This is a genomic window from Kribbella shirazensis, from assembly GCF_011761605.1.
In the GTDB taxonomy this organism is placed as follows: Bacteria; Actinomycetota; Actinomycetes; order Propionibacteriales; family Kribbellaceae; genus Kribbella; species Kribbella shirazensis.
Genome location: NZ_JAASRO010000001.1, coordinates 8,306,709 through 8,327,740, shown reverse-complemented (window position 1 = coordinate 8,327,740; position 21,032 = coordinate 8,306,709). Strand labels below are relative to the sequence as shown.

20 protein-coding genes are annotated in these 21,032 nt (G+C 69.1%); 13 read left to right on the top strand and 7 right to left on the bottom strand.

The window, feature by feature from the left end:
- Positions 1-13: 13 nt before the first annotated feature.
- Entirely contained in the window at positions 14-970 is a 957-nt protein-coding gene (gene deoC, locus BJY22_RS39655) for a deoxyribose-phosphate aldolase (protein WP_167217259.1), read from the bottom strand.
- A gap of 46 nt (positions 971-1,016) precedes the next feature.
- Here deoC and BJY22_RS39650 point away from each other — a divergent pair, with 46 nt between their 5' ends.
- The 4 genes from BJY22_RS39650 (at position 1,017) to BJY22_RS39635 (ending at position 4,203) form a co-directional block, all read left to right on the top strand.
- Positions 1,017-1,577: a PH domain-containing protein gene (locus tag BJY22_RS39650; RefSeq protein WP_167217257.1), complete on the top strand. Its 561-nt coding sequence runs from the start codon at positions 1,017-1,019 to the stop codon at positions 1,575-1,577.
- 26 nt (positions 1,578-1,603) lie between these two features.
- Positions 1,604-2,500 (top strand): alpha/beta hydrolase-fold protein, encoded by an 897-nt coding sequence (locus BJY22_RS39645; protein WP_167217255.1) that lies wholly within the window; start codon positions 1,604-1,606, stop codon positions 2,498-2,500.
- Positions 2,501-2,613: 113 nt separating this feature from the next.
- Complete coding sequence (locus BJY22_RS39640) at positions 2,614-3,585, top strand: neutral zinc metallopeptidase (RefSeq protein WP_167217253.1); 972 nt, start codon at positions 2,614-2,616, stop codon at positions 3,583-3,585.
- 168 nt (positions 3,586-3,753) lie between these two features.
- The gene (locus BJY22_RS39635) at positions 3,754-4,203 is read left to right on the top strand and encodes a hypothetical protein (RefSeq protein ID WP_167217251.1); all 450 of its coding nucleotides are present in this window, start codon (positions 3,754-3,756) and stop codon (positions 4,201-4,203) included.
- Positions 4,204-4,238: 35 nt separating this feature from the next.
- On the opposite strand, the gene BJY22_RS39630 is transcribed toward BJY22_RS39635, so the two are convergent.
- Together BJY22_RS39630 and BJY22_RS39625 are read right to left on the bottom strand one after the other, a co-directional pair.
- Positions 4,239-5,888 (bottom strand): phosphohexomutase domain-containing protein, encoded by a 1,650-nt coding sequence (locus tag BJY22_RS39630; protein WP_167217249.1) that lies wholly within the window; start codon positions 5,886-5,888, stop codon positions 4,239-4,241.
- A gap of 25 nt (positions 5,889-5,913) precedes the next feature.
- A complete protein-coding gene (locus tag BJY22_RS39625) occupies positions 5,914-6,375 on the bottom strand; it encodes a gamma-glutamylcyclotransferase (RefSeq protein ID WP_167217247.1) in 462 nt (153 codons plus the stop codon).
- Positions 6,376-6,406: 31 nt separating this feature from the next.
- On the opposite strand from BJY22_RS39625, the gene BJY22_RS39620 reads away from it, so the two are divergent.
- Positions 6,407-7,798 (top strand): NAD(P)H-quinone dehydrogenase, encoded by a 1,392-nt coding sequence (locus tag BJY22_RS39620; protein WP_167217246.1) that lies wholly within the window; start codon positions 6,407-6,409, stop codon positions 7,796-7,798.
- 98 nt (positions 7,799-7,896) lie between these two features.
- Here BJY22_RS39620 and BJY22_RS41315 read toward each other — a convergent pair whose 3' ends face one another.
- Positions 7,897-8,061: a hypothetical protein gene (locus tag BJY22_RS41315; protein ID WP_202891474.1), complete on the bottom strand. Its 165-nt coding sequence runs from the start codon at positions 8,059-8,061 to the stop codon at positions 7,897-7,899.
- A gap of 371 nt (positions 8,062-8,432) precedes the next feature.
- Between BJY22_RS41315 and BJY22_RS42250 the strand changes: the two genes are divergently transcribed.
- The 3 genes from BJY22_RS42250 (at position 8,433) to BJY22_RS39605 (ending at position 10,268) form a co-directional block, all read left to right on the top strand.
- On the top strand, positions 8,433-8,705 hold the full coding sequence (locus BJY22_RS42250; RefSeq protein WP_238350589.1) for an MDR/zinc-dependent alcohol dehydrogenase-like family protein: 273 nt from the start codon (positions 8,433-8,435) through the stop codon (positions 8,703-8,705).
- 168 nt (positions 8,706-8,873) lie between these two features.
- Positions 8,874-9,146, top strand: coding sequence for a zinc-binding dehydrogenase (locus BJY22_RS42245; RefSeq protein ID WP_238350588.1), 273 nt, complete (start codon positions 8,874-8,876; stop codon positions 9,144-9,146).
- A 117-nt stretch (positions 9,147-9,263) separates the two neighbouring features.
- A complete protein-coding gene (locus BJY22_RS39605) occupies positions 9,264-10,268 on the top strand; it encodes an IS481 family transposase (protein WP_167219268.1) in 1,005 nt (334 codons plus the stop codon).
- Between the two features lie 203 nt (positions 10,269-10,471).
- Here BJY22_RS39605 and BJY22_RS41310 read toward each other — a convergent pair whose 3' ends face one another.
- A complete protein-coding gene (locus BJY22_RS41310) occupies positions 10,472-12,673 on the bottom strand; it encodes a DUF222 domain-containing protein (protein ID WP_202891473.1) in 2,202 nt (733 codons plus the stop codon).
- Between the two features lie 594 nt (positions 12,674-13,267).
- Entirely contained in the window at positions 13,268-14,155 is an 888-nt protein-coding gene (locus BJY22_RS39590; RefSeq protein WP_238350587.1) for a hypothetical protein, read from the bottom strand.
- 102 nt (positions 14,156-14,257) lie between these two features.
- On the opposite strand from BJY22_RS39590, the gene BJY22_RS39585 reads away from it, so the two are divergent.
- Positions 14,258-15,133 carry a hypothetical protein gene (locus BJY22_RS39585; protein ID WP_337759810.1) on the top strand — a complete coding sequence of 292 codons (876 nt, stop codon included), beginning with the start codon at positions 14,258-14,260 and terminating at the stop codon, positions 15,131-15,133.
- A gap of 22 nt (positions 15,134-15,155) precedes the next feature.
- On the top strand, positions 15,156-16,049 hold the full coding sequence (locus BJY22_RS39580) for a hypothetical protein (protein ID WP_238350586.1): 894 nt from the start codon (positions 15,156-15,158) through the stop codon (positions 16,047-16,049).
- Positions 16,050-16,101: 52 nt separating this feature from the next.
- Here BJY22_RS39580 and BJY22_RS39575 read toward each other — a convergent pair whose 3' ends face one another.
- Positions 16,102-16,923 (bottom strand): hypothetical protein, encoded by an 822-nt coding sequence (locus BJY22_RS39575; RefSeq protein WP_167217242.1) that lies wholly within the window; start codon positions 16,921-16,923, stop codon positions 16,102-16,104.
- A gap of 187 nt (positions 16,924-17,110) precedes the next feature.
- Here BJY22_RS39575 and BJY22_RS39570 point away from each other — a divergent pair, with 187 nt between their 5' ends.
- From BJY22_RS39570 to BJY22_RS39560, 3 genes are all read left to right on the top strand, one after another.
- Positions 17,111-18,544, top strand: coding sequence for a peptidoglycan recognition protein (locus tag BJY22_RS39570; protein ID WP_337759809.1), 1,434 nt, complete (start codon positions 17,111-17,113; stop codon positions 18,542-18,544).
- Entirely contained in the window at positions 18,541-19,764 is a 1,224-nt protein-coding gene (locus BJY22_RS39565; protein ID WP_167217240.1) for a SpoIID/LytB domain-containing protein, read from the top strand. The genes BJY22_RS39570 and BJY22_RS39565 overlap by 4 nt, the downstream gene beginning before the upstream one ends.
- A gap of 78 nt (positions 19,765-19,842) precedes the next feature.
- Positions 19,843-21,021, top strand: a complete 1,179-nt coding sequence (locus tag BJY22_RS39560) for a glycoside hydrolase family 76 protein (protein ID WP_202891472.1) — start codon at positions 19,843-19,845, stop codon at positions 21,019-21,021.
- Positions 21,022-21,032 lie beyond the last annotated feature (11 nt).

The window sequence follows — 21,032 nt, the reverse complement described above, 5'->3', positions numbered from 1 at the left end:
GCTCAAAACAACCTCAGTCCAGCGTGAAGTAGTCGGGGCCGGAGTAGTGTCCGGTGGCCAGCTTGGTGCGTTGCATCAGCAGGTCGTTCAGCAGGCTGGAGGCGCCGAAGCGGAACAGCTCCGGGTCCAGCCAGTCCGGTCCGGCGGTCTCGTTGACCGTGACCAGGTACTTGATCGCGTCCTTCGCTGTCCGGATCCCACCGGCGGGCTTGACGCCGATGTGCAGGCCGGTGGCCTCGTGGTAGTCGCGGACCGCCTCCAGCATCACCAGGGTGACGGGCAGCGTGGCCGCGGGGGACACCTTGCCGGTGGAGGTCTTGATGAAGTCCGCGCCGGCCAGCATCGCCAGCCAGGAGGCCCGCCGGACGTTGTCGTACGTGACCAGCTCGCCGGTCTCCAGGATCACCTTCAGGTGCGCGTCGCCGGCGGCCTCGCGGATCGCGGCGATCTCGTCGAAGACCAGCCCGTAACGCCCGGAGAGGAAGGCGCCGCGGTCGATCACCATGTCGACCTCGTCGGCGCCGGCCGCGACCGCGTCCTTGGTGTCCTGGACCTTGATCGCGAGGCTGGAACGCCCACTGGGGAAGGCGGTCGCGACACTCGCCACGTTGATGCCGGAGCCGTTCAGCTCGTGCTTGGCGGTCGCCACCAGGTCCGGGTACACACAGACCGCGGCTACCTGCGGCGCGGTCGGGTCGGCCGGATCGGGCCGCTTCGCCTTCGCGCACAGGGCCCGCACCTTGCCCGGGGTGTCCTGGCCCTCCAGCGTGGTCAGGTCGATCATCCGGATCGCCAGGTCCAGCGCGTACTGCTTGGCGGTGGTCTTGATCGACCGGGTGCTCAGGGTGGCCGCGCGGGCCTCCGCGCCGACCTGGTCGACGCCCGGCAGCCCGAGCAGGAACCGGCGCAGCCGGTCCTCGGACGAGGTCACGTCGGCCAAGCTGTCGACGCCGCTGTCGAGTGTGGTCACCTAGGCGAGTCTAGTGCCGATTCTGACCGCCGGTTACTTTGTGCTGGTGAAGTCGAAATCGCCCGAGAGCGAGCAGTACCTGTCCGCGTCCAACCGGATCACCGGGGCCATCGTGCTGGTGATCGGGGCGCTCGGCCTGCTCGACATCGTCCTGGAATGGCGCACCGCGACCGGACTGTTCGTGGCCGGCATCATCGGGATCTTCATGGTGCTGACGTACGTCGGCCTGATGCGCCCGTCCGTCACGCTCAGCCCGGAGAACCTGCTGCTGCGTAACCACCTGCGCGACCACCAGATCCCGTGGTCGAAGGTGACCGGAGCCGACGTGACCGACATCCTCCGGGTGCACACCGAGGCCGCCCGGTACCGGGCCCCCGGCGTCCAGCTGGTCATGCGGGACCTGCGCAAGCAGCGGGTCGGCGGCCGCAAGCTCGCCGACGACAGCTCGATCTCCAAGGCCGAATTCGTCGTCAACCGGATCGAGAGCCACCAGGAGCAGTATGCCGCGAAGTCCGAGGGCGAGACGATCACCCGCTGGGCGCGGCCCGAGCTGATCGCGATCGGTGTGCTCGCGGTGATCGCCGTGGTCGCCGCCCTCCTCCGCTGACCCCGTACCGACCGCATCCTGATCCCGTGTTGACCCGGCGTACGTTCGTCCGCACCGGCGCCGTGGCCGCGGTCGCCGGTGTCGCCGCGGTGACCGCGCTGGAGACCGGCGTGCTGCCCGGCCGGGCCCGGGTCCACGACGTACTCGGCCTGACCGGCCCGGACGGCGTCGTACCCGACGTCCCCGCCGGCCCGGTGGTGGCCGGCAGCTTCGACTCGTTCGGCCGCCGGACGACGGTCGGCTACAGCATCCTCTACCCGGACGGTTTCGGCCCGGCGGACGAACTGCCCGTCGTTCTCGTCCTTCACGGTCGTGGGGGCGACCACACATCGGCCGTCGACGACCTCGGCATCGACCGCTACCTGACCGCGACGGTCCGCGAGGGTACGCCGCCGTTCGCGCTGGCGACCGTCGACGGCGGCCGGGACAGCTACTGGCACCGGCGCGCGGACGGTAACGATCCCGGGTTCATGCTCGGTCAGGAGTTCCTCCCGCTGCTCGCCGAGCGCGGCCTGAACACCAGCAGGTACGGCGTTCTCGGCTGGTCGATGGGCGGGTACGGCGCCCTGCTCTGGGTCGCCCTGCACTACTGGCAGCGCCGGGTCGGGCCGGCCGTGCGGGCGGTGGCTGTCGGCGCGCTCAGTCCGGCCCTGTGGCGCGACTACGCCGACGTCCAGCCGGGCGCGTTCGACGACGTCAGGGACTTCGAGCGCAGCCAGGTGTTCGGCCGGCCGAGCGGGTTCCGGGATGTTGCCGTTCGCATCGACTGCGGCCGGGACGACCCGTTCGCGGAGGCGGCCGCGGCACTGCGCCAGGAGCTCAACGCGGTGGGCGGCCAGCAGGCCGGTCTCCACACGCCCGGCTACTGGCGGCGCATGCTTCCTGACCAGTTGCGATTTCTGGGCGCGAAAGTCGGCCGCTGACCGGAACTGTGGTGTGAATCGCCGCGTCAGAGCCCGTGTCCAAGCCCTGGTGAACCCCTGTGCACTCCAGGATTGGCTCCGACAGGTCCCTAGACACATCGAGAGTGGAGCTCATGGTCAACCTCTCCCGTACCACCCTGCGTGGCTTCGCCACCGTCGGTGCCCTGGCCGGGTTCGCGGCGATGGCGCTGCCGAACGCCCAGGCCGCGCAGACCGCCGCCACGGCGACCACGGCCACGACGGCCGGCACCGCCGCCACCGCGGCAACCGCCACGCCGGTGCCGATCGACGGTCAGCCCATCGTGATCGGCAACCCGCCGGCCGGCGAAGGCGTGACCACGAAGTCGTCGACGCTGAACATCGTGCGCTACAACCGCCTGTACAAGACGGGTCCGATCACCCCGTCGAAGTGCCGGGAGGTCAACGTCTCGCTGCGTACCGCCGCGGGCGTCGACGCCTACATCTCGCAGCTCTTCCGCTGCACCTACGCCGAGTGGGCGCTGCCGCTGAAGCAGGCCGGCGCGGCGTACAAGGTCGCACCGAAGCTGGTGCTGCACAGCTCGAGCTCGGTTCGCTCGTACTGCGGCGTGGTCAACGGCAGCACCGCGTTCTTCTGCGGTTACAACGGCAAGTCGTGGATCTACATCCCGCGGCACGTGATCCAGAACTACTGGGGCCAGAGCCCGACCATGGCCCGCGCGTACGCGACCAACGTTCTGTCGCACGAGTACGCTCACCACGTCCAGTGGCTGACCGGCATCCTGGGCGCGTCCTGGCAGCGTCAGCGCGCGTTCAGCACCTACGCCGCGCAGATGGAGGAGAGCCGCCGTCGTGAGCTGCAGGCGTCCTGCCTCGGCTCGGCCAGCATCGGCGCCAACAAGCGCTACTACCCAATGGCCGGCGGCCTGTACCAGCAGTGGGTCTACGTCGTGTCGAACTCCGGCGACCAGCCGGGCTACCCGCGTGACCACGGCTCGCTGAAGAACCACCGGTTCTGGTCGTTCGCCGGCTTCAACGCGTCGCGCAGCTACACCGTCGCGGGCAACTGCAACACCTGGAACGCGAACTCCACGTACGTCGCCTGATTCAGGCCGGCGTTCTGACGTAACTCGGCCGCCCGGTACGCGTTGGCGTACCGGGCGGCTGTTTCTTTTTGGCGACACCTGCACGATCTGCGATCGTGTGGTTACAAGATTTCGGTGCGCACGCCCTAGAGTTCTGAGTCGAGCGTCGAACGGCAGGAGTCAAGGACAGTGAACTACGACGAGTTCAACACCGAGTACGCGAAGGTGCTGGACAAGATCAAGAGCGGTCGGTGCACCTGGTCGGAGCTGTCCGGGCACGTCACCCGGCTGCGGCAGGCGACCGTCGGGATCACCGTGCCGGTGGAGCGCACCCAGGTCGACCACGACCTCGCCGCGCTCAGCCAGATGGTGGACATGTCCCGGCGGACCAACGACAAGGAAGACGTCTGGACGGTCACGTCGGACGCGATCCGCAAGGCCAGCAGCCAGGAGGGCACGGTCGCCGACCGGATCGCCCGGATCGAGGCGAGCATCAACGAGATCACCGCCCTGGCGAACCGGAACCCGGACGAGCGGGACGCGCTGATGCAGTCCACCAGCACGCTCCGCATCCTGCACTCGTCGCTGCAGAGCTCCCTGCACGCCGAGAAAGCCGAAGCGGCGGCAGCCGCCCGCTGAGCCCCCAGAACCACCCGCCAGGTGTTCTGGGAGTTCTAGATACCCGCCGCGGCAGCCAGGTCCGACTTGATGGCTGCCAACGCGGTTGCCGCCTCACGGCGAGCCGTGGCGACGTCCGTCGTGACCGGAACGACCACCTCGAGGTAGCACTTCAGCTTGGGCTCCGTACCCGACGGGCGCACGACCACGCGTGCGCCGTCGGAGAGCGTGAACCGCAGCCCGTCCGTCGGGGGCAACGACTCGGACCCCCGGCTCAGGTCGTCGATCCGCTCGACGGCGTACGCACCCAGCGTCTCCGGCGGTGTCGCGCGGAGCCGCTCCATCGCCTGCGCGATCAGCGACAGGTCGTCGACCCGCGCCGACAGCTGGTCGGTCGCGTGCAGTCCGTGCTCGACCGCGAGATCGTCCAGCAGGTCGAGCAACGTCCGGCCGGCGGCCTTCGCCTGCGCCGCCAGTTGCAGCACCCGGACCAGCGTCGACACGCCGTCCTTGTCCTTCACGGCCGCCGGATCCACGCAGTACCCGAGCGCCTCCTCGTAGCCGAACACCAGCTCCGGCACCCGCCCGATCCATTTGAACCCGGTCAGCGTCTCGACATACCGGACGCCGTACGACGCGGCGATCTTGCCGAGCAGTGACGACGAAACGATTGAACAGGCCGCCACACCTTCGGGGCGTGACGACAGCAGGAACTCGCCCAACAGCGCGCCGAGCTCGTCGCCGCGCAGCATCCGCCAGCCGCCATTCGCAGAGGCGTCCGGGCTGTGTGGATCGGGAACGGCGACGGCGCACCGGTCCGCGTCCGGGTCGTTCGCGACCGCGATGTCGGCCTGGATCGAGCGCGCCAGCTCCAGCGCGGCGTCGATCGCGCCCGGCTCCTCCGGGTTCGGGAACGAGACGGTCGGGAAGTCCGGGTCCGGGTCGGCCTGCGACGCGACCACCTGCGGTACGGCGAACCCGGCCCGGGCGACCGCGGCCTCGACCAGGGTCCGGCCGACGCCGTGCAGGGGCGTGTAGGCGACGGTCAGGTCCCGCGGCGCGTCGGCCGGCACCAGTTCGGCGATCCGGTCCAGGTACGCGGTGAGCAGCTCGTCACCGGTCGTCTGCCAGTCGTCGCCCCGCGGTACGCCGGCCAGCGGGCCGACCGCGGCGATGGCGGCCGCGATCTCCGCGTCGGCCGGCGGCACGATCTGCGAACCGTCCCCGAGGTACACCTTGTAGCCGTTGTCCTGCGGCGGGTTGTGCGACGCCGTCACGACCACGCCGGCGACCGCGTGCAGGTGCCTGATCCCGAAGGCGATCACCGGGGTCGGCGCCGGGCGGTCGAGCAGTACGGCGTCCAGGCCGGCGCCGCGGATCACGGCCGCGGTGTCCTGTGCGAACACGTCCGACTTGTGCCGGGCGTCGTACCCGATCAGGACCGGGCCGTCGGTGACTCCCCGCGCCTTCAGGTACGCCGCGAGTCCGGCGGCGGCGCGGATCACCACGACCCGGTTCATCCGGTTCGGTCCGGCGCCGACCGCGCCGCGCAGCCCCGCCGTACCGAACTCCAGGGTGCCGGCGAAGCGGTCGGCCAGCTCCTTGCCGTCCCCGGCGTCCAGGAGCGCCTGCAGCTCCGCGCGCGTGTCGGGATCGGGGTCCTCGCTCAGCCAGGCTTCGGCGGCGGCCTTCAGATCTTGGTTCACCACCGCACGATAACCAATGAGCCAGCTAATGACCCGCGGACTGGCAGGGGCGGGCGCGGAGGTCGGCGACGTAGTCGTCGGGGGCGCCGGCCGCCTCGGCGGCCTCGGCGAGGATGCCCAGGTAGCGCGCCGACGGCAAACCGCCCTCGTACGCGTTCAGCACGTACATCCAGGCCAGCTGCTCGCCGTCCAGGGTCTGCACCCGGACCTGGATCTTGCGGTACACGCCCTGGTCGATCCACTCCCACTCGTCCAGGCGCTCGACGTCCTTGGGGTGGATGTCGTAGAGCGCCACGAAGACCTGGTTGGCAGGGTCGGCCGGGTCCTCGACGACGGTGGCCATGGCGCCCTCCCAGCCGAGCTCCTCACCGCCGAAGGTGAGTCGCCAGCCGGTGATCCAGCCGGTCCCGCGCAAGGGCGAGTACGGGCACCGCTCGGCCATCAGGTTCGGGTCCAGATTCGACGCAAACGCGGCGTACAGGGTCACGGGAACAGAGGATACGGAAGAATGGCGTCCCGTGGCGCGAGTTGTGATCATCGGAGGCGGCCCAGGCGGGTACGAAGCGGCCAGTGCGGCCGCCCAGCTGGGAGCGGAGGTGACAGTCGTCGATTCCGACGGGATCGGCGGTTCCGCCGTGCTCACCGACTGCGTACCGAGCAAAACCCTGATCGCCACCGCGGAGGTGATGACCGAGGTGGAGGAGGCCGGCGAGCTCGGGGTCCGGCTGGACGACGGCGACGACGATCCGGCGAACTCCGTGCGTGTCGATCTCTCCGTCGTCAACAAGCGGGTGAAGGCGCTGGCCGCCGCCCAGGGCGCGGGGATCGAGCGGCGGCTCGACCGCGACAAGGTCCGGGTGATCAAGGGCCGCGGCCGGCTGGACGGCCCGGAGACGGTGGTCGTTGACGGGGTGGTCGGTGACGAGCGGCTGGACGCCGACGTGGTGCTGATCGCCACCGGTGCGCGGCCGCGGATCCTGCAGGGCTCGGAGCCGGACGGCGAGCGGATCCTGACCTGGGAGCAGGTCTACGAGCTCGAGGAACTGCCGGAGCGGCTGATCGTGGTCGGGTCCGGTGTCACCGGTGCGGAGTTCGCCAGCGCGTACGACGCGCTCGGGAGCGACGTCGTCCTGGTGTCCTCGCGGGACCGGGTGCTGCCGGGTGAGGACGCCGACGCGGCAGCGGTCCTGGAGGACGTGTTCAAACGGCGCGGGCTGACGGTGCTGGGCAAGTCCCGGGCCGAGTCGGTACGGCGCCAGGGCGACGGGGTCGTGGTGACGCTCACCGACGGCCGGACGGTCGAGGGCTCGCACGCGCTGCTCGCGGTCGGTTCGCTGCCGAACACCGACGACATGAACCTTGTCGAGTCGGGCGTGTCGCTGACCGACGGCGGGTTCGTGCAGGTCGACCGGGTGTCGCGGACCACGGCCCGCGGCGTCTACGCGGCCGGCGACTGCACCGGCGTACTGATGCTGGCGTCGGTGGCCGCGATGCAGGGCCGGATCGCGATGGCGCACGCGCTCGGCGACGCGGTCGCACCGTTGGACCAGTCAACGGTCTCCGCGAACGTCTTCACCGCGCCCGAGATCGCCACCGTGGGCCTCACCCAGGCGGCCCTGGACGCCGGCGGCAGTACGGCGCTGGTCGTCAAGGTCCCGCTCGCCGACAACGCCCGCGCCAAGATGCAGGGCGTCCGCGACGGCTTCGTCAAACTCTTCTGCCTCCCCAACACCGGCATCGTCGTCGGCGGCGTCGTCGTCGCCCCCCGAGCCAGCGAACTCATCCACCCCATCTCCCTGGCCGTCGCCGCCCGCCTCACCGTCGACCAGGTAGCCCAGTCCTTCACCGTCTACCCCTCCATCTCCGGCTCCATCGCCGAAGCCGCCCGCCGCCTCCACCTCCGCCACTGACGGGAGCCACGGGCCCCGGCTAGGAAGAGCTTCAAGAAACAAAGAGAAAGAAGAAGCAAAGAAGGATCCAGAAAGATGGTGGGTCGGCCTGGCGAGGGTCAGCCTGTCGTCGGCAGCGCCATCGCTTCGTGCTCCGGGGAGCTGGCCACGGTGAAGATGCCGATGAGGGCGTCGGCATGGGCGATCTCGCTTGATTCGACCATCGCGAGCAGCGTGTCGAGCATTCCGGTCTTGGTCGCGATCCAGTTCCAGAACAGGTCCATCCAGCGTCGCAGCGCTGCGGGCGGATCGAGCTCGGCGGGTAGCTCACGGGCACCGGTGGTGAGCCGCGAGACCTGGTCCTGGTAGACCGCGTCGACCAGCGACTCGCGGGTGGGGAAGTGCCAGGTAGAGAGTGGTGATGCCGACTCCGGCTTCGTTGGCGATCGCGCGCATCGACGGCTCGGTGTTGGCCGACGCGAGCAAGCGGGTCGCCACGTGAGGTGCCCGTGCCGAAGGCCGGTCCGGGGCAGCTCCGCGTGCGGATCACCGCGGCCGGCCTGAACCCGATGGACTGGTTCATGACGTCTGATGCGGAGACCGCCGCGCGGTTCGGCTTGAGCCTGCCGTGTGATTCGGCACCGACTATGCGGGGGTGGTGGACGAGGTCGGTGACAGTGTCAGCAGGTTTGTGGTCGGTGACCGGGTGTTCGGCGGCGCCATGTCCCGCGCGGTCGCCGACTACGTTGTCGTCGAGGACGCGGGGGTCATCGCGGTGGGCGGAGAGGCGCACCGTACGCCGGACGGTGTCGACGACCGCACCGCCGCCACCCTTGCCATCGCGGGCCGTACGGCGGCCGCAGCTCTGGCCGTGGTCAAGGCGGGCCCGGATGACACCGTGCTCATCGGCGGCGCGGGAGGCGGGTAGGCGTGTTCGCCGTCCACTCGCGCGCCTCGCAGGCGCACGGGTGATCGGGACGGGGTCGGCATCCTCGGCCGACGCCCTGCGCGCGCCCTCGGGGCCGAGCCGGTCACCTACGGCGATGGTCTGGTCGACCGGGGTCGTGCACTGGCGCCCGCCGGCGTCACCGCGGCCATGGACCTCCACGGAACCGACACCGCGCAGGCAGCACGCGAACTCGGCGTACCCGACGAGCGCATCACCACCATCGCCGCCCAGATCGACGGGATCACACCGGCGAACGGCGCCAACACACCCCACAGCGCCCTCGAGGAAATCGCCGGCCTGGTCGCGGCAGGCCGCCTCCGGGTACCGATCGCGGCAACCTTCCCGGTCGACCAGATCCATGCCGCAGTCGGCCTCCGGTCCGGGCGCCACACCCAGGGCAAGATCGTCATCGACCTCTAGGTGTGATGTCCTGGGAGGTTGTCCCGCCTTTCGGCGGTGAGTCGGTCTGACAGGTGAAGGCCTCCGGTTGTGAAGTGGAGCTGTCTAAGGAACCGCTTCACACGCCAGGAGGCCTTCGTGTCCCACGCTAACGCTGCTTTGACCCCGCGCGCACGGTTGCGGCTGGCGCGTCTGATCGTCGACCAGGGCTGGACCTATGCCACGGCGGCGAAGATGTTCATGGTCGCGGCCAAGACGGCCCGCAAGTGGGCCGAGCGGTACCGGGCCGAAGGGCCGGCGGGGATGGCCGACCGCAGCTCCCGGCCGCGTCGCAGCCCGGCCAAGACCCTGCCGGGGGTGGTGCGGCGGATCGTGCGGTTGCGGTGGCGCCACCGGCTCGGCCCGGTGCAGATCGCCGGCCGGCTCGGCGTACCGGCCTCCACCGTGCACGCCGTACTGGTTCGCTGCCGGATCAACCGGCTGTCCCGCATCGACCGGGTCACCGGTGAACCCCTGCGCAATCAGCGCCGCTACGAACACCCCCACCCCGGCGCGCTCCTGCACGTCGATGTCACCAAGTTCGGCAACATCCCCGATGGCGGCGGCTGGCGCTACCTCGGCAAACAGCAAGGCGACAAGAACAAAGCCGTCACCGCACTACGGACCGGACGCACCGCCAAAGGCCACCCCAACATCGGCACCGCGTTCGTCCACACCGTGATCGATGATCACTCCCGCCTGGCCTACGCCGAGATCTGCACCGACGAGAGAGCCGCCACCGCCATCGGCGTTCTCCAGCGTGCCGTGGCCTGGTTCGCCGACCACGGTGTCACCGTCGAACGCGTCCTGTCCGACAACGGGTCCTGCTACCGCTCGTATGCCTGGCACGATGCCTGCACCGAACTCGGCATCATCCCGAAACGAACCCGGCCCTACCGCCCGCAGACCAACGGCAAAATCGAGCGCTTCCACCGCACACTGGCCGACGGCTGGGCCTACGCCCGCTTCTACGAAGCAACCGACCAACGCAACGCGGCCCTACCCCGCTGGCTCCACTTCTACAATCATCACCGACCCCACAGCTCAATCGGCGGCCAACCACCCATCACCCGCCTGACCAACGTCCCTGGACATCACATCTAGGCGAGGAACACGACGCCCCGAAAGCGGAGCCACTCCGGCGGACGCCCCTGAAGCGGTGCCTACTTCTCTCGCAAGTTCGTCCTGCCTCGGGTTGGGGGTATCCGGAAGTTGCGGGACGACCGGCATGTCTTACGAGGGCATTTCGCTGTGGCCGCACCGGTCTGCGACATCCGCCATCAGTGCTGCAGTTGGTCCGTCGCAACTCAGAAGGGTGGTGGGTCATTCGGTGGGCGGGGCGGGGGTGGGCTGGCGGCTTGATCCGGTGCGATGGGTCCGCGGGCGGGTGGGACGGTGGTGTAGCGGTGGCCGGTGGGGGCGGTCAGGGTGACGGAGCCGTCGGGGTGGGTGGTGGTGGTCCATCCCCAGGCGGGGGTGTCTTTGATGACGTGGTGGTATTCGCAGTAGGGCGCGAGGCCGGTGAGGGTTGTTCGGCCGGTTTGTGTGAAGGGGGTGGTGTGGTCGCGGTCGCATTGGCGGGAGGTGCGGTTGCAGCCGGGCCAGGCGCAGGTGGGGTGGCGGGCGAGGAGGGTTTCGGTGACGAGGGTGCCGGGGTCGTGGCGGGTGGTGGAGGCTTCGAGGACGGTGCCGTTGGTGGGGTCGGTGAGGAGCCTGCGCCAGGTGCTGTCGGTGGCGATGCGGCGGGCCATGTCGGCGGGGATGGGGCCGTAGCCGGTGAGTTCGCAGGGGTCGTCGTCCATCCCGAGCAGGGTGGTGATCGGGATGAGGACTTCGATGTGGGGGCGTCTGCGGTGCTGGTCGGGTAGTCGGCGGCCGAGCCAGTCGAGTCCGTTGTGGAGCATGTGTTCGAACAGGTCGGCCATGACGTCGGCACGCCGCTGCTCCGCGGTCCGCCGATCAGGACCACGCCGATCAGAACCACGCCGATCAGAACCACGCCTGGCTGAACCCACGTCAGGGTCGCGCGCCTCTGAGTCACGTCGGTCGGGTTCGCGCGGGTCGGGTTCGCGCCGGTCCTGTGAGGGGCGACCTGCCGCTTCTCCAACCGCTGCAATGGTTTCACCGGCGGTTTGTTCAGCGGCGTCTCCAACCGCGCGGCCAGCCAGTTCAGCGGGTACCGCGTCAACCACTGTGGCAACTGCCGTGTCGACTGCCGTGTCGACTGCCGTGTCAACTGCCGTGTCAACTGCTGTAGTGGCGGTTGTCCCGGTGCTGGTCCCGGTGCTGGTCCAGGTGTGTGCAGCCGCTGATCCGGCCGCAGTCTCGGTGCTGGTTCCGATGATCTCGGAGCTGGCCGTGCTGCTGCCCGCGCTGCTCGGGGTGCAGGTCCCGGTCGGGCTGGTGGTGCCGGACGGGCTGGTCGGGTTGGTGGTGCCGGTTGTCTCGGTGGTCCCGGTTGTCCCGGTTGTCCCGGTTGTCCCGGTTGTCCCGGTTGTCCCGGTTGGCCCGGTTGGGCTGGTGGTGCCGGTCGGGGCGGTGGTGTTGGTGATGTTCGGGGCCTTGGGGGTTCCTCGTTTGGCGAGGTCGGCCATGGCTTGGATGACGACCCACATCTGCTGGATCTTCTCGGCGGTGTGCACGACCCAGAGTCCGGCCATCCCGTCGGACAGCGGCACGATTTTGCAGGTGCGGTCGGTGGTGGCGACGCGGTGTCGGTCGGCGTCTTCGCGGATGGTGTGTTTGGCGACCTGGCGGCGCAACGATTCGCGCAGGTTCTTGTGGGTCTGGCCCGCAGCGCGGCGCAGGACGTGGGTCTCGACGGCTTGGGCGGCGGCGGGCGGCAGGTCGCGGGTGGCTTCGGAGATGGCCAGGGCTTTGGACCAGGTCAGGGCGCCGCAGCGTAGTGCGGTGTGGGTCGCGGCGAGTGGTCCGGTCAGGTGCAGTGCGGTGTCGATGTGGCGAGCGGCGGTGTCGGTGGACAGGTGCAGCGCGGCGCCGATCTCGGCGGACCAGGAGCGTTCGGGGTCGATCGGGCGGCCGGAGGTGTCGATCTGGGTCGGGCGGGGGATCTCGGTGGCCTGGGCTTTGCGTTGGCGCACGAACGATGCCATCGCGGAGGTCTTGATCGAGGCGGCCCAGGCTTCCATCCGGGTGGCGGCCTTCATCGCCTCGATCAGCGCGACCGGTGACTCGCACTGCGGCCGCAACCGCTCCAGTGCGGCGGCGAGTTCGGCGCCGGGTGGCAGGAACACCCAGGCCGGGGCCTTCCGGCGCAGCATCTCGCGTTCGGCCTCGTCCTGATCGACACCGGCCCATTCCAGCCAGTCCAGCCAGTCGACGCGCGACATCGCCGGCAGGTCGTCGTACAGATCCTCAGCGGACAGCACCCGCGGCGGATGCGGGTCGTCCGGGTCGTACAGATCATCCGGAGGCGCCATGAACTCATCCGGCACTGCGAACTCCTCGCGCAGGATCGGGCCCTCGTCCCGCAGTACCCCGCGCCGCACGCTCCGCGACCTGGTTGGGCCAGGCACGACGGCGGGCCTGGCGGCAGGAGCCTCGCCAGGGCGCGGAGTCGACGTAGCCGTGATCATGTGTCGATATTAGAACATCTGTTCGAATGAATGCAACGTGGCCTGACAGAACCGTCACCTATGTCCTGCGACAGATCACCTGACAGATCAGTGTGATGTCTCAGCACATCGGTGACGTTTCGGTCTGTCGTGGGGCGCTGCACGGGAGGTCGGCCGTTGCCGATGGAGGTCATCCCGGAGGGGCCGGCGTGCCCGATGAGGACCTCGCGCGCTTCCTTGAACGGGTTGCGGCTGGAGTTCCTACCCTTACATCCGATTCTTCGCGAATGTAGAGGTGGCCGATGCTCGTCACCGAGCCGTGAACTGGGTCCGCGTCTACGACTCGGCCGACACCGTTCCGAACAACGCGTACACGATCACAGCAACATCCACGAGCCCCGTGGGAACCCGTGTCTGCCTCTCCGGAATGAAAACAGGCACATCGATGTCGTCGAACTCAACGTCGACGGCTAGGCGACCCGGCGTCGGACGGGTAGGTCCGGGGGAAGCGAGCGCGTTCGGTTGGGGTTACTCGCCGTACAGGGGTGGGACTGTCGACGAGGTGCGGAGGTAGTAGATCGGGTCCTTGTAGGTGCCGGGGACCTTGCCCAGGCCCTTGATGACGGTTGCGTCGTGGCCAACGGCGTAGAGATAGGCGTTGCCGGTGTCCTTGTCGATGGCGGTCAGGAGGGTGCTCTGGGTGCCGCAGCGTTCGGCGACGAGATGTTCGAAGGTCTGCCAGGTTGACGTGCGGACCTTGGTGACCACGGGCCGGCCGGTTCTCGGAATGTGGATCGTGTACAGACCGCCGCTGCGGGTGTTCGCGAGGAAGGTGTCGTAGGTCTTGGTCTCGCTGATCAGCGCCATCGACTTGACCGCCGAGAATCCGCTGAGGGGCGTGACCACGGCGGAGCCGTACGGGTCGCCGAGGTTGTAGACCCAGCGGTACAGCACGCCGTCGCCGCGCAGCCTGTACGACGCTGCGGACCCGCCGCCGATCCACGGCGAGGTGCTCTCGATCATGCGGTACCCGCGGTAGTTCCCGCTGCTGCCGTTCATACCCGAGGTCGGCTTCCCCTCGGGGTCCGTTCCGTACCACGAGCTGTACAGCGTGCTGTTGAGCAGAACTGTGCCGGCGGTGATGTCACCGGACGTCGACTTCGGGCTGTGAGTCCAGGTGGAACTCGTCTTCGCGACGCCGGGCGTGAACAGGTGGGTCGCGGTGCCCTGCCGGGCGGTGATCGGGGATCCGGCGGTGACGTTCGAGTAGCCGATGTATCCGCCGGCGGTGATGGACCCGACGGTCATCGTGCAGGCAGCGGTGGCGGCGGCCGGCGCAGCGACGGCCGGCGAGGTGGTGAGGGTACCGAGCAGAAGGGCGGATGCCGCAATCGCGGAGGATCGGGTCAGGCTCATGGCGGGCCAGGTCCTTTCGGGGAGGGTCTCGATGAACTCGATACGGCCAACGCCGAAAAGGTTGCCCGAAACTTTGATGGCAGGAGTTGCATCGTCTGAGGTGTGAAGAGCTATCTGAGACGAGCTGCCTCTGCCGTGTCGGCCGCCGTGCTGGTGGGTGCGCTGGTCGCCATCGCCCCTGGTACGGCGGTCGCTGACGCGGCGGTTGCCTGCAAGATGCAGCTCCGGCCGATCACGAGCGGTGGTGACGCGCCGAACACGACCATCACGGCCGGGGCTCCGCCGACCGCGAGGACCGTCGCCGGACCCCATCTGTTCTCGCCCGGAGCGGCGCGGGTCAGCTCGACCTGGCGCTGGGACGCCGGCGCGAACAACGCGTACGTCGTCCTCGGGTCACGCCTGTACCTGGTGTCCTGGGGGTACGACGAGATGACCGGCGAGCTGTACAACTACCAGAACCCGGTCGGGAGCGGCTGGGACAAGTTCACGATGTTCGAACAGGCCACCTACGGCTCGCCGGCGACCCGGATCGCGCGCTACGGCCTGCGCAACGACGGCGTCCTGTTCCGCTGGACGAGCTGGAAGAACGTCCGTCAGTACCCCGGTTTCACCTCGGTGAAGGCGATGACGCTGATCAGCGAGACCAAGACGTACGACACGTTCCTCGCCACCACTCGCGGCGGCGCGCTGTACACGATCCACATCCCGGCGGACACCCGGTTGCAGCCGACCCTGAAGAAGGTCCGTACCTCGACCTGGCAGGGCTTCGAGACCCTCGTGGCCGAGCGCTGCGGCACGCAGAGCACGTTGCTCACGGCAATCGACAAGGACACCGGCAGCGCCTACCTGTACGCCGTCGGGCGCGCGAACGGTACGTCGACCGTGATCAAGGGCCTGGGCAAGGTCCCCGGCGCCTTCAAGGACCCGGTCGTCTCCCTGTGGCGTCGCGACGACGCGGCGCCCCGGAACGGCGAATAAAAACTCCTGAGAGGACTTCATGATGAGCTTGAAACGCGCCTCGGCGGTGGCCGCTTCCGCCGTACTGCTGGGATCCCTGGCGAGCGGGCCGGCCCCTGCGGCGGTGGCGGCGCCGGCGGCGGCGACCGCTGCATGCCGGATCCCGGTCGGATCCATCAACGCCGGCGGCGACCTCGCGCAGTCGACGATCACCGCCACGACCCCGCCGACCGCCAGTCATTCGACCGGGCAGCACATGTTCACACCCGGTGTCGCCAGGCTGAGCTCGACCTGGTCCTACACGGTCCTCAATCCGGTCGGCTACACCGACGCGGGGTACGTCGTGCTGAACTCGTCGCTGTACTACGCGGTGTACGGCCAGGGCACCGACGGGAAGCCGATCAACGCGCTGAACAGGATCGGCGGCGGCTGGGACAAGTTCACCTCGATCGAGGAGTCGTTCTACTGGGGCAAGACCTTCCGCGGCGCGTTCTACGGGATGCGCAACGACGGTGTGCTGTTCCGCTGGACCGACGGCTTCAAGAAGGTCAGCTCGTACCCGGGCTTCTCCGCGGTGAAGACGATGACGCTGATCAGCGAGACCGCGACGTACGACACCTTCCTGGCGAACACCAAGGGCGGTGCGCTGTACACCATCCGTATCCCGGCGACGACGCCGATGAAGCCGGTGGTCAAGCAGGTGCGCAGCCGGACGTGGCAGGGCTTCGAGCACCTGGTCGCGGACAAGTGCGGCACCCAGAGCACGCTGCTGACCGGGATCGACAAGGACACCGGGTCGGCCTACCTGTACGCCGTCAGCCACGCGAACGGCACGTCGACCGTGATCAAGGGCCTGGGTAAGGTGCCCGGAACCTACAAGGACCCCGTCTACTACCTCAAGACCGCAGAGGGCAACGCGCCGCTCTTCGGCGAGTGACGACAGCACAGGGCCCCGGCGACCAACTGGTCACCGGGGCCCCGTGGGTTGTTCAGAAGTCTCCGCCGAAGTCCCCGCCGAAGTCGCCGCCGTCGAACGGGTTGAAGTCGCCGCCGCCGTCACCACCGGCGTCACCGCCTCCGTCGCCGCCGCCGTCGGACATCCCGTCCTCGTAGCCGGCCGCGTAGTCGCCGTACCCGCCGCCGGCGAACATGCCGCCCAGCATGGTGCCGAGGAACATACCGGTCATCACACCGCCGAGGGCGCCGAACATGCCCTGCGCGTACGGCGAGTAGGCCGGGCCGGCCTCCCAGTACGGCACGCGCTGCGGGCCGACCATGACCTTGCGGACGTCCGGCTCGGCGCCGGCGCGGACCCGCTCGGCGTCGGCCGCGCAGGCCGGCACGTCACGCGGTGCGCCGCCCGGCGGGGCCCAGCTGACGTCTTCGACGGACGGCCCGTGCTGCGGGTTGAAGAAGCAGGACGGGCGCCGCTGCGGCAGCGGCTCGCCGTTCACCCGGGCGCGCACACAGGTCGCCGCGTACCGGCCGTCCTCGAGGATCTCGATCACGTGCTTGATCTGGTCCGCCTGCGTGACCTGGCCGACCGCCTGCTTGGCCGACTCGTAGGCGTCCAGCGCACGCTGGTAGTCCTGCCTGGCCCCGTCACCGAGGTCCTTGCCGACCATTTCCAGGTCGAGGTCCTGCAGTTCCTCGCCGAACCGGGTGATGTCCTCGTCGGCGGTCCGCTTGACCGATTCGAGCTCGGCTGCGGTGATTTCGTGCTGCTTCCTGGTCTGCAGCTGGGTCCGACGGTACGAGCGGTACGCCAGGACCGCGATCACCACAACAGCGATGATCAGGATGAGTTCCATGTCGGGCCTCTCTCGGGGGCTCTTTGAGTAGAGCCTATCCAACCCCTCAAGCCGCGGAGCACGGCACGCAGGGTGACCGAACGGCCCGAAATCCCGGGAAAGCGGTCACCGGCGACGCATAATCGAGAGGCGCGCCGCCCAGCGACTGTCCGACCCCCGCCGGAAGGCAGCTACGGAAGGCCGCTACGTGGGCAACACCGCCATGGGCAAGACCGCCCGACTCCTGCCGCTCGTCCTGACGGCGGCAGCTCTCGTTCCGCTACCGCATCACCCCACGACCCCCGAGCCGCCGGCCCAGGACACCTCCTACCAGGAGATCCCGCTGGACGGGCCGTCGGTCCAGGCCCGCACCGAACCGTACGGAATGGTCGGCATCATCTGGCCGGCCGGCGTGCAGGGCGTGACCGCGAAGGTCCGTGTCGAGCGCGACGGCCGATGGACGGGCTGGCAGCCGCTGCGCGTCGAGGACGAGCACGGCCCCGATCCGAAGGATCCTGAAGGAACACAGCCATCGGCTCCAGAAGGGATCGAGCGCGGCGGCACCGAACCCCTCTGGGTCGGCGACGCGACCGGCGTCCAGGCGAGCGCTGTCACCACGGCGGGGACGACGATCGCCGGCGCGAAGATGGTTCTGATCCGGCCCGGTGTGCTCAGCTCCGACGCCGAAGAGTCCGCTCAGGTGGAGACGACTTCGGGCAGGTCGCCGTACCCGATGCCGTTGATGGTGAGCCGGAAGCGCTGGGGCGCCGACGAGCGGCTCCGCGCGCACAACGGGGCAGACTGCGTGCGGCCGAAGTACAGCTCGACCGTGCTCGCGGCGTTCGTCCATCACACCGCCGACCGCAACGACTACACCCGCACACAGGTACCGGCGATGGTGCGGGCGATGTACACGTACCACGTGAGGAGCCGCGGCTGGTGCGACCTCGGGTACAACTTCCTCGTCGACCGCTTCGGCCGCGTCTTCGAGGGCCGGTACGGCGGTGCGCAGCTGCCGGTGCTCGGCGCGCACACCGCGTCGTACAACGCGAACTCGTTCGGTGTCGCGCTGATCGGGAACTTCGAGCAGACCGCGCCGCCGGCGGCGATGCTGGAGTCGACGGCCCGCGTGCTCGCCTGGAAGCTGGACGCCAACTACCGGTCGCCGCAGGCAACGATCGTGCTCGGCGGCAGCCGTCTGCACACGGTTTCCGGACATCGTGACACCAAGGCGACGGCGTGTCCGGGAACCCAGCTGTACACCAAGCTCGGGTGGCTGCGGCAGCGCGTGAACGCCTTGATGGGCGGGAGTTTCGCGACCCCGGTCTACCGGTACGCGCGGAAACTCGGTTTCCGGAACATCGGCCAGCCGTTCTGGGGTGAGCACGCGACGCGGACCGGCTGGGCGACGTACTTCGCCACTCGTGACGTCTTCTACTCCGTTGCCACCGGCCCGCATTCGACCCAGGGCGCGTTCCGCACCCGCTACCGGCAACTCGGTGCGGGCAGTGCCCGGCTCGGCCTGCCGATCACCGACACGTACCAGGTGCGCGGCGGCGCACGGCAGAAGTTCCAGCGCGGCTGGCTGGTCTGGGACCGCGGTGACCGTCAGGTCCAGGTCGTCTACGGGAGGACCTCATGAAGAAGCGTGCGATCGCGGCGGTCGTGCTGTCGTCGGCGGTGATCAGCGGGACCGCGCAAGCCTACGAGGTGGCGCCGACCGCGACCGTGCCGGACACGACGATCACCGGCCGCGGCTTCGGGCACGGTCGCGGCCTGTCGCAGTACGGCGCGCAGGGGGCTGCCCTGGCGGGGAAGTCGGCGCGGCAGATCCTGGACTTCTACTACCCGGGAACGACGACCGGGAAGGCCGTCGGCAGCATCCGGGTCCGGATCAGCGCGGACACCACCGACGGCGTCCGGGTCGGCGCGGTCAGCGGCCTCGCGGTCCGCTCGTTCGCCACCGGCAAGGTCTATCCATTGCCCAGAGCATCGAACCTGAACCAGTGGTCGATCGACCCGAACGGCGAGCACGGGACCAAGCTCAGCTCGTACGACGCGAAGACCCGGAAATGGACGCTCTACAAGACGTTCACGGGCATGGCGCAGTTCGAGGGCGCGGCGGTGATCGGGCTGGTTCTGCCGAGCGGCGCCGTACGGCGTTATCGGGGTGCGCTGCGGGCGATCGATGCGTCCGGCGCGCACCTGGACACCGTGAACGTGCTGCCGCTCGAGCACTACCTGCGCGGCGTCGTACCGCGGGAGGCCGTGCCGAGCTGGCGACCGGCCGCGTTGCAGGCGCAATCCGTTGCCGCGCGCACCTATTCGGTCTTCCACCGCAACCGGGCGACGCGGAAAACGTATGACCTGTGCGACACCGTCTCCTGCCAGGTGTACGGCGGGTACGACGCCGAGAAGACGTCGACGAACAACGCGATCGCTGCCACCGCCGGGCAGATCCGGCTCTACCAGGGCAAGCCGATCATCGCCGAGTTCTCCTCGTCGAACGGCGGCGCGACGGCAGCGGGACCCACGCCGTACCAGTTGACCAAGGTCGACGGCTGGGACGCCTACCCGCGGAACGGGAACCCGAACGTGACCTGGAAGGTGACCCGGACGGCGGCGGAGCTGCAGGCGGCGTTCGACGTTGGGTCGATCCGCTACGTCCGGGTGCTGAAGCGGACCGGTGTCGGTCCTGGCGGTGGCCGGGCGCTCACTGTCGAGGCGGCCGGCTCGAAGGGGAAGCGGGTACTGACGGCCGATCAGGTCCGGACCCGGCTGCATCTGCGGTCCGCCTGGATCAGCTTCTCGTCCCGAACGCTTGATATACCAACCATCGTGGCAGAAGAGCCTGGCCGCTGAGCCATTGACGCGGCATCCCTGCGCCGGTTAGAACGTGACATCGATGTCAACCGCCACCCGCCCAGGAGGAGCAGGTCGATGCGCAGGAGAATTGGTATATCAACCCGTCTGGCCGCCGGAGTGCTCGCGGTCGCCGTCCTCGGCTCGCTGAACGCGGCGACCGCCGGCGCCGCCGACCGGACCGACGGGGCCGGGACCGACCACACCGCCGCCGCCCGGGCGCGGGCGTCGTACGACGCGATCAACAAGTACTTCGACGCAGGCAAGGGACTGCTGCTGGAGGAGTACCCGAACACGCACGACAACCCCTACTCGTACGTCTGGCCCTACTCGCAGGCAGCGATCGTGGCCGAGAACCTGGCCGGTGTGCCAGGCGCGGGCCGTCCGGGATCCGCGGAGGCCGACCGGCGGCTCGCGGCGTACGAGTTCTACTGGAACTCCGGTACGACGCCGACCGGCTACGACTCGTACGTCCGTCCGCCGAACGGCCAGGGCGGTGACAAGTTCTACGACGACAACGAGTGGATCGGTCTGCACCTGATCCAGCGGTTCAAGCGGACCGGCGACCGCGCCGCACTCGCCCGGGCCAAGGAGATCTTCACGCTCGTCGTGCACGGCTGGGACACCGACCCGTCGCACCCGTGCGCCGGCGGCGTCTACTGGACCCAGGCGCCGTGGAGCCAGGACCGCAACACGGTGTCGAACGGGCCGGGCGCCGAGCTCGGCGCGCACCTGTACCTGCTGACCCGGGACAAGACGTACCTGACCTGGGCGAAGAAGATGTACGAGTGGACCCAGGCCTGCATGCTCGCGCCGAACGGCCTGTACTGGGATCACATCGACCTGGCAGGCACCATCGAGAAGACCCAGTGGAGCTACAACCAGGGTGTGATGCTCGGCGCCGGCGTGTTGTTGTTCCAGGCAACGGGTGACGCGCAGTACCTGCGTGACGCGAAGTCGGTCGCGAACGCGTCGCTGGCGTTCTACAACACCCCGGAGATTCTGGCGAAGCAAGGCGCCGCGTTCAACTCGATCTGGTTCAAGAACCTCTTGATCCTCGACTCGGTCGCCCCGGATCCCCGGTACCGCCGGGCGATGCAGGCGTACGCCGACTACAACTGGGACAACACCCGGGACCCGGCCACCAACCTCTACAAGTTCCGCGAGGGCCCGGTCGAACTGCTCCAGCAGTCGGGCATTGCGCAGATCCACGCACTGCTGGCGTGGCCGCGCTCGCAGTACCGGCTGCTTGCCTGACCAGCCGCACC

Coding starts and splice junctions, on each gene's coding strand:
- BJY22_RS39575 (WP_167217242.1), bottom strand. CDS start 16,923: ATGGAACTCATCCTGATCATCGCTGTTGTGGTGATCGCGGTCCTGGCG.
- BJY22_RS41315 (WP_202891474.1), bottom strand. CDS start 8,061: ATGGACCTGTTCTGGAACTGGATCGCGACCAAGACCGGAATGCTCGAC.
- BJY22_RS39565 (WP_167217240.1), top strand. CDS start 18,541: ATGAAGAAGCGTGCGATCGCGGCGGTCGTGCTGTCGTCGGCGGTGATC.
- BJY22_RS39590 (WP_238350587.1), bottom strand. CDS start 14,155: ATGAGCCTGACCCGATCCTCCGCGATTGCGGCATCCGCCCTTCTGCTC.
- BJY22_RS39580 (WP_238350586.1), top strand. CDS start 15,156: ATGAGCTTGAAACGCGCCTCGGCGGTGGCCGCTTCCGCCGTACTGCTG.
- BJY22_RS42245 (WP_238350588.1), top strand. CDS start 8,874: ATGGACCTCCACGGAACCGACACCGCGCAGGCAGCACGCGAACTCGGC.
- BJY22_RS39560 (WP_202891472.1), top strand. CDS start 19,843: ATGCGCAGGAGAATTGGTATATCAACCCGTCTGGCCGCCGGAGTGCTC.
- BJY22_RS39640 (WP_167217253.1), top strand. CDS start 2,614: ATGGTCAACCTCTCCCGTACCACCCTGCGTGGCTTCGCCACCGTCGGT.